Source organism: Herbaspirillum lusitanum P6-12 (genome assembly GCF_000256565.1).
GTDB lineage: Bacteria > Pseudomonadota > Gammaproteobacteria > Burkholderiales > Burkholderiaceae_D > Herbaspirillum > Herbaspirillum lusitanum.
In genome coordinates this window covers 1-7,336 of sequence record NZ_AJHH01000106.1, presented here as the reverse complement: position 1 = coordinate 7,336, position 7,336 = coordinate 1, and the positions used below count along the sequence as shown (strand labels likewise).

The window sequence follows — 7,336 nt, the reverse complement described above, 5'->3', positions numbered from 1 at the left end:
GCTTGATTGCGGTAGTGTTGGCCAGGTGCAGTGGATAGCCCGCGTCAATCAGTCCATCCACAAGCCAGCACCAGTTGTAGGTCGACTCAACGACCATACCGAACAAGTTCGTTCGATACGGATTCAGCGCTGCGCAGATCTGATCCAAATTATTCGGCAGGCGCCTGGAATACAGGACCCGATCGTCGTCATCACTGATGACGACGAAACAGTTGTTCGAATGAAGGTCTATGCCACAAAATAACATCGCCGTTCTCCTGGATAAAGTGAGGTTCGCACCATGACTTTACGCTCGGCGCTTGCCGAGGGAGGACGGCTAGATGATTATCAATTCTCGGTGCAATTTATGCCAAAAGTGGGTCAATTTTCGACGCATGTATGGACCCGACACCTTTTGCAAGTTCTTTTTGTAACGTTGAAACAGTTTGCGTGCATGTATCCGGCTTGCTCGTGGGCGTATGTCAAATACGTGCCCGCAGCCTTGATGAGATTCGCACACCCATTCCTTAGCAAATCATCGGCTTGTCCCTGAAGGCAGTCCGCATCGAAAGCAGGTTTGTGGGCATCGGTCTTACCAGTTTCGTCATCACTCTAAGAAGCTTCGCAAAACAAGAGATAGGTCCTCCCCAGACCACAACAAATCGAGCTTATCAAACAGGCCTGTCCGACAAACGATAACTATCCGGATGGCTCAACAACACTTGAATCACGCGCGCGTTCTTATTTGCCAGCGCAACGGCCGCCCGGTTATAACCTCGTCGTGCGATCAAATCTTGTAACCATCGGCTGCGCGCATCGGCTTTGCCGATCGCGTAGCGCAATACGACCCGGGCGCCATGAATCAACAGCGTTCGCAAGTACGTGTCGCCGCGCTTGCTGATTCCTTGCAGGCGAGACTTACCGCCAGAGGAGTACTGACGCGGAACCAGGCCGAGCCATGCAGACAGATGTCTGCCATTCTTGAATTCTTTGGCGTCTCCCACGGCAGCGACCATCGCCGTCGCGGTAATCGGCCCCACGCCATCGATTGCCTGAATCTTCTGACACAACGCCGAATTCGCCGTAATGCCCCATCCATTGATTGGTACATCAATGCGTTCTTTCACGACACGAATGTGCTCCGGCAGCTCGATCAAAATAGCGCCGAAGGTACTTCTTATATCGATCTCGCACTGGGCCAGCGCGGAAGGTGCAGCATGTTTGAATGCTACAGGTTTCTGCGCAATGAATACGCTTCGTTACCCGTCCCTCTCCCCTGGTTTGGTTGATCAAGGCTGTACATTGATGTACCCAGCAATTAACGCACGCGCGATCCACCATGTAACTGGAACATCCGTTCAGCCAGGTCAATTCCGAGAATGTCGATATCCATGACACACCTCCACACTTAAATTGGATGAAACCTTAGTTTGATCCTATTGGGGGTGTCGGGTCCATCTCAGTAAATCAACAGCGACTGACCAGCCCGAAGTATCTATGCCAACCCATCGCTACATCTTTGGTAGCTTGAGAAAGTCGTGCGTGCCCAGTCGTTTTTATCGCTGCCGCCGCTAAGATAATCTTCGATTTTTCGTGGAAGGCTCGCGCACCAGTGAACTTGGCTCGCAGAAAAATTGGCGCAATCCCGGTCTACACGCAAGATAGGGAAAATAAAACGGTTAGGTTCCTATCTGGTCTTTTTAGTAGTACCTACTTGTGTACCTTTTGTCTTTGAGTGCCGCTTAACGAGGATTTTCTCGGAATTTATGTCGCGCCCTATGATGGTCGCGGCCGTTTCTTTGAAAAGCTGGCGTAACCATAAAACCGAAGGGTCGTTGTCGCGAAATTTGTGCCACTGAACATTCTCGGTAAAGTGAGGAATGTCTGCAGGGCAGGGTAAGAGTTTCAGCGAGAACTGCTTTGCAATCTTCGTTGCGAGTCTGTGCGGAAGAGTTGCAATCATGTTGGTTCCGACGAGCAACTCGGGAACAAGGGAGAAGCTTGGCGCCACAATAGTCTGCTTCCGATGCTTGTTGCTGGCAGAGATTACTCGGGTGTCGAAGGTTATTCTGCGGCCTCCACCCCATTCCACACTGATGTGATTCGCATCGAAATATTCATCAGTGGTCAGTTCTTCCTTGTCTTTGAACACTCCGTTCGCACAAACCAAACAAGAAAATTTGTCTTCGAATAGCTCTTCTTTCGGATGACCCTGGACAGTTGCATAGTGCGGAATGATAAGAATCTCTGCATCGCCATTCTCCAAGTTGTTCGGCGTCTGGGGGCTGATTGACCGCAGGTCGAACTCCATCATCGGCGCCAAGACCGAGGCGCGCCTGATGACCTCTGACAAGAAGATATTTATGACGTAGTCGGACGACTCGATAGTGAATTTACGAGTCGACGTCGACGGGTCGAATGACGGGCGTGCGCGGGTGATTGTCTGCACCTGCAAAAGCACGTCTCGCACCGGCTTGATGAGGCTGGAGCCCAGCGGCGTCAGCGCATTTGTTTTCCCAACAGATACGAGTAAGTCGTCTTCGAAATACTCGCGAAGTCTCGCAAGAGCGCAGCTGGTGGCCGGTTGGCTGAGGAATAGGCGCTCCGCCGACTTGCTTACGCTAAGGGTCGAGAGCAGCGCATCGAGGACAACCAACTGGTTCAAATCGAGCTTATTGAATCTCATGGCAATGTATTTACACCGTAAATGTATGGGATTTAAACAATCAATTATACAAATGTAATGCCAAACCTATAATCCACTCAAGCGGTGAAGAACAACCGTCGGCATTCAACTACAACAGGAGAGAGACGGTGATTGTTCAAAATGGAAGTCCACGTTCGAAATTCGGACAGTGGGGGCTTGTCGTCACCCTGACGATACTGAGCATGCTGGCGCAGCTCGATAAAAACATCCTTGTGCTGATGGTCGCGCCGATTCAAAAGACCTACGGTGTCAGTGACGTCGAAATCAGTTTCCTGATTGGTGCAGCATTCGCAATTGCCAACATCGTTGTTGGCATCCCAGCAGGCTGGATGGCAGATAAGTGGAATCGCCGTGTAGTCATCGCTGCCGGTGTCGTTATTTGGTCCTTGGCATTGTCGGCGAATGCGGTGGCAGCAACCTTCTTGGGCCTCGTGGTCGCTCGTGTGATTGTCGGCGGTGCTGAAGCGCTCATCCCGCCCTCGTCATATTCGCTCATCCGTGACGGTGTTGATGAAGACCGCCGAGCGCGTGCTCTCTCCATCTACACGATGGCCCTGATGCTGGGCACCGGCCTGTCGCTGGTCTTGGGCGGCCCGCTGCTTGCTGCAGTTCACAACGCAGGATGGACGTACATCCCGGTGCTGGGCCACGTCACCTCGTGGCAATTCACACTGTTCCTGATTGGCGCAGTGGGCCTGCCGTTGGCACTGACTGTGTTCCTGAATCGTGACCCAGGGCGGTCGGCTGCGGCGCCGGCTGAGCTGGCCGCCTCGAATGCACGCGCATCGTCGTTACCCAACTATCTGTGGATGAACCGCGCTTTCTTCATTCCCATTCTGCTGTTTGTCGTCGCCAACGCGATTATCACCTTCGGTATGGCGGCGTGGTTGCCGGCAATGGCGGGTCGCAAGTTCATGCTCGAGATGCGTACGTTTGGTCTTTCGCAAGGCATCATCATGCTGACCGCCGGCCCACTGGGCCTCTGGCTGGCCGGTATCGCGATGCAGAAGAAGAATGCCAATAACCCGCTCGGTCGCATCATCTCCGTCGGCCTGGTGTCGAGCCTGGCGATGGCCGTTATGCCAACCGCGCTGGTGTTGTCTACGAGCTTGCAGTGGTTCTGGACCATCAACTGCTTCGTCGTCTTGAGCTCCTGGACCTTCATGTCTGTCACCTCTGTGGTCATCGCACGCACCGTGCCGGCTGCATCTGTTGGCCTGGTAATGGCGATGGTGCTCTTCCTCAACGGCCTGGTCGGCCAAGGTTTCTCGCCGACGTTGATTGCACTGGTCGGTCGCTATGTCTACGGCGGTGGCGAGCATGCGCTGCCCTATGCGATGGCAACGGTGTTCGTTACGGCTGGATGCATCGCCTGCTTGGCGGCGCTGAGATTGGTTTTTGTAGTGCAACGCAGATTTACAGGCGGAATCACAGCCGAACCTCAGAATTCGGCCGCCTGACTAAATAAAAAACAGGGAGACATGACATGTTGAAGAAGACTTTATTTGCAGGAGCAGTGACGCTCGTCGCCGCGTCGGCACATGGCCAGACGCAGAACGTGACGATTTCGGGTGTGTTGGGTGCAGGAGTGTCCTACACGAACAACGCAAGCTACCCCAATGGCGGTGGCCGCATGCAGCAAGGCAATACCCATGCCGTTCCGTTCATCGCATTTACTGGCCGTGAAGACCTTGGCGGTGGCGCGTTCGCCATCTTCAAGTGGGCCAATTACGTGCAACTCGATACCGGTGGCTTCAGCCCCTTCGAGACCTTCGTGGGATTGAATTCGAGGGATTGGGGCACCGTGACGCTAGGTAATCAATACGACCTGTTGGCCGATTTGGTCCCCTACACATCTGAGCGCTTCACCTCGAACCTTGCGACGCACCCGGGCAATCTGGACCGCACGGTCGGCAATCCGCTGAACAGCCTGGTCAAGTATAAGTCGCCGGAGCTCAATGGCTTCCAGTTTGGTGCCCAATATGGCTATGGCACACCGACATCGACTACCAATAACGGCAATACGATGGGCTTCAGCGCCAGCTATTCGTCCAACCCGTGGCAGTTTTTGGCTGTGTGGGAAACCGTCCACGACGTGCCTTACTCGCCGCGCAGCTCTCTGGGTGTGCCTACGCTGTATGGAATAGACCTGGTGAAGAACCCTACCACCAAGGTAGCGCAGAACCAGAACACGGCCAGCGCAGGCGTGGTGTATTCCGACGCCGGTTGGCGCCTGATGAGCAACTACAGCTACACCAAGCTGTCCGCATTGGGCGTTTCAGCAAAGGCCCAGAGCATCGACCTGGGCGCTTACAAATATGTCACCACGGCCCTGCGATTGGGCGGTGGCTACGGTTACACCAAGCTCGAGAACTACAAGTGGAACATGGTCCATGCCCACGCAGATTATGCCCTGTCGAAGCGTACCAGCCTCTATGCGTTGAGCGTCTTCCAGGCAGCCGGCCAGGGACAAGTCGCCGCCATGCGGCTCCAGCCTATCGCTTCTACGAACAGGCAGGTCGTGTTTGAGGTCGGCATCACGCATGTGTTCTGACCCAAGTTAAATAGTTTTTTGTTCGTTCAATTCATACGGAGAGTGAAAATGCAGTGGGATGTGGTCGTAGTCGGGGCAGGGCCCTCGGGTTTAACAATGGCGGGTGAACTCGCAGGCGCCGGCGTGAAAACCCTGGTAGTTGAGAGGCGCACCGCAGGCGTCCAATCGCGCGCAGGAACTATTCTTCCTCGTGTGCTTGAGTTGTTCGACGCCCGCGGTATTGCTGACCGTTTCATCAACAAGACGAAGCAAATCGCTCCGTATCCCTTCCGGCCATCGCACATCTGGTCTGGATTCCATCCCATTGACTGGAAGTATCTGGATTCGAGATTTGGCTTCACGCTGGGCCTTCCGCAGAATCACACCGAGGAAATTCTCTGGGAATGGGCGAAGGAGTGCGGTGCCGAAGTCGTCTCGGACAGTGAACTCATCGACCTTCGCCAAGATGCCGAGGGGGTAACGATTCTGGTGCGCTCGTCCGCCGGCGAAGAGAAGGAAATCCGCGCGCGCTATGTCGTGGGCGCCGACGGCGGCCGCAGTGCCGTCAGAACAAAGCTGGGCCTCGACTTCGAGGGCCACTCTGGCACCTTCCGCGGCATCGTGGTGGACGCACATCTGGAAGCGCCGTGGCCGGGCGGCCGTATCAACGTCGATAACGAGATGGGTTGGATTCGTGGCTACACGTTCGGCGAGGGCATTACCCGCTTCAATATCGTCCACCGCGACAGGCGCCATGCCCCCAAAGAGGAGCCGGTCGAGCTGCCGGAGGTGCTCCAGTGCCTGCAAGATGTGCACGGCACCGACTATGGGATTACCTCCTATCGCTGGGCTTCGCGCTTCGATGACCAGATGCGCAGCGTGAAGAAACTCCGTCAAGGCCGTGTGTTCCTGGTCGGCGAGTCGGCACGCATCCACTACCCGGCCAGCGGCGTGGGCATGAACTTCTGCCTACAGGACGCCTTCAACCTGGGATGGAAGCTGGCGAACGTGGTGAAGGGCCACGCCAGCGATGAAACCCTGGATACCTATGAATCCGAGCGTCTGCCGGTCATGCAGCGGCTTCTTGAGAGTGTGAAGGCGCAATGTGCGCTGCAGTTCAACTTTTCTGAGGACGCCGTCGTCCTGAAGCGCCGCATGCAGGAACACATCATCCCGCTGCCGGATGTCCAGAAGAAGCTGGTGCTGGAGCTATGTGGCCTGGAGTCCCCGTATCCCCGAGCCGAAAGCGCACACCCGGCGGAAGGGCTGCGTTGCCCCGACATCCTGCTGACACTGCTGGATGGCTCCACGCCCAGCATGCTGTCGCTGCTGCGCTCGCGCAAGTTTCTGCTGCTGGACCTGGAGGGCTTCAGCAGCCAGTTCGCGGACCTCGATGTCTCGAAGTACCCCGTCGACGTAGTTCAAGCGCGCCTGGCGAAGATTCCTGACTTGCTCGGCGACGTGAAAGCTCTGCTGGTCAGGCCTGACGGCTATGTCGCTTGGGCTGGCAGCAGCGCTGGCTTGGTGGACGAAGTCGAGAGCCAGCTTTCGAAATGGTTTAACGGGAGGCCCTGATGCAAACGCAGCGGAAGCTTTTGAAGGGCGGCTGGGTCATCAGTATGGACCCGAAGGTAGGTGACCACCGTTCGGCCGATATCTTGGTCGATGGCGAGAAAATCGTGGATGTCGCTCCCAATCTGGAAGTCGCAGATGCCGAGCAGATTGACGTTGCCGGGATGATTGTTATCCCGGGCTTTGTGGATACCCATCGGCACACCTGGCAGACCTGTGTCCGTCATCGCTATGCCGACATAGACCCGCAAATCTACTTCGCCGAGATGTTGGGGGCGAAGGGCGCCGCCTATCGTCCGGAAGACGTGTATATCGGCACATTGTTGGGTGCAGTCTCTGCTCTCGACTCCGGCATCACCACGATGCTGGACTGGTCGCACATCCAGAACAGCCCCGAGCACACGGACGCTGCGGTTATCGCCCTGCAAGACTCCGGCATGCGTGCCATCTTTGCCCACGGCTGGCCGCTGGTCGACGGCGCGTCCTGGATGTTCAACAGCCAGCGCGGCCACTTGGAAGACATCCGCCGCCTGCGCCAACAGTTC

The 7,336-nt window shown here is 55.9% G+C and carries 6 protein-coding genes and 1 pseudogene; 5 read left to right on the top strand and 2 right to left on the bottom strand.

Going from position 1 to position 7,336, the window contains the following annotated elements:
- On the top strand, nucleotides 1-244 hold a 244-nt coding region (locus tag HLUSI_RS33830; protein ID WP_238533912.1), incomplete at its 5' end, for a hypothetical protein.
- A gap of 406 nt (nucleotides 245-650) precedes the next feature.
- Here the strand turns inward: HLUSI_RS33830 and HLUSI_RS26820 are convergent.
- A pseudogene (locus HLUSI_RS26820) lies at nucleotides 651-1,290 on the bottom strand (IS110 family RNA-guided transposase); the annotation flags it as partial.
- Between the two features lie 376 nt (nucleotides 1,291-1,666).
- A complete protein-coding gene (locus HLUSI_RS0103745; protein ID WP_016832698.1) occupies nucleotides 1,667-2,665 on the bottom strand; it encodes a LysR family transcriptional regulator in 999 nt (332 codons plus the stop codon).
- Nucleotides 2,666-2,793: 128 nt separating this feature from the next.
- Here HLUSI_RS0103745 and HLUSI_RS0103740 point away from each other — a divergent pair, with 128 nt between their 5' ends.
- The 4 genes from HLUSI_RS0103740 to HLUSI_RS0103725 all read left to right on the top strand — a co-directional run.
- On the top strand, nucleotides 2,794-4,146 hold the full coding sequence (locus tag HLUSI_RS0103740) for an MFS transporter (protein WP_050977624.1): 1,353 nt from the start codon (nucleotides 2,794-2,796) through the stop codon (nucleotides 4,144-4,146).
- A gap of 26 nt (nucleotides 4,147-4,172) precedes the next feature.
- Nucleotides 4,173-5,240: a porin gene (locus HLUSI_RS0103735; RefSeq protein ID WP_040503134.1), complete on the top strand. Its 1,068-nt coding sequence runs from the start codon at nucleotides 4,173-4,175 to the stop codon at nucleotides 5,238-5,240.
- Between the two features lie 48 nt (nucleotides 5,241-5,288).
- Nucleotides 5,289-6,794 carry an FAD-dependent monooxygenase gene (locus HLUSI_RS0103730; RefSeq protein ID WP_040503133.1) on the top strand — a complete coding sequence of 502 codons (1,506 nt, stop codon included), beginning with the start codon at nucleotides 5,289-5,291 and terminating at the stop codon, nucleotides 6,792-6,794.
- Nucleotides 6,794-7,336 (top strand): amidohydrolase family protein (locus HLUSI_RS0103725; protein WP_029363088.1); only part of this gene is annotated, 543 nt, incomplete at its 3' end. The genes HLUSI_RS0103730 and HLUSI_RS0103725, both read left to right, overlap by 1 nt.

Bases quoted from the DNA above. Each gene is read 5' to 3' on its own strand.
- HLUSI_RS0103745 (WP_016832698.1), bottom strand. From the start codon at position 2,665: ATGAGATTCAATAAGCTCGATTTGAACCAGTTGGTTGTCCTCGATGCG.
- HLUSI_RS0103735 (WP_040503134.1), top strand. From the start codon at position 4,173: ATGTTGAAGAAGACTTTATTTGCAGGAGCAGTGACGCTCGTCGCCGCG.
- HLUSI_RS0103730 (WP_040503133.1), top strand. From the start codon at position 5,289: ATGCAGTGGGATGTGGTCGTAGTCGGGGCAGGGCCCTCGGGTTTAACA.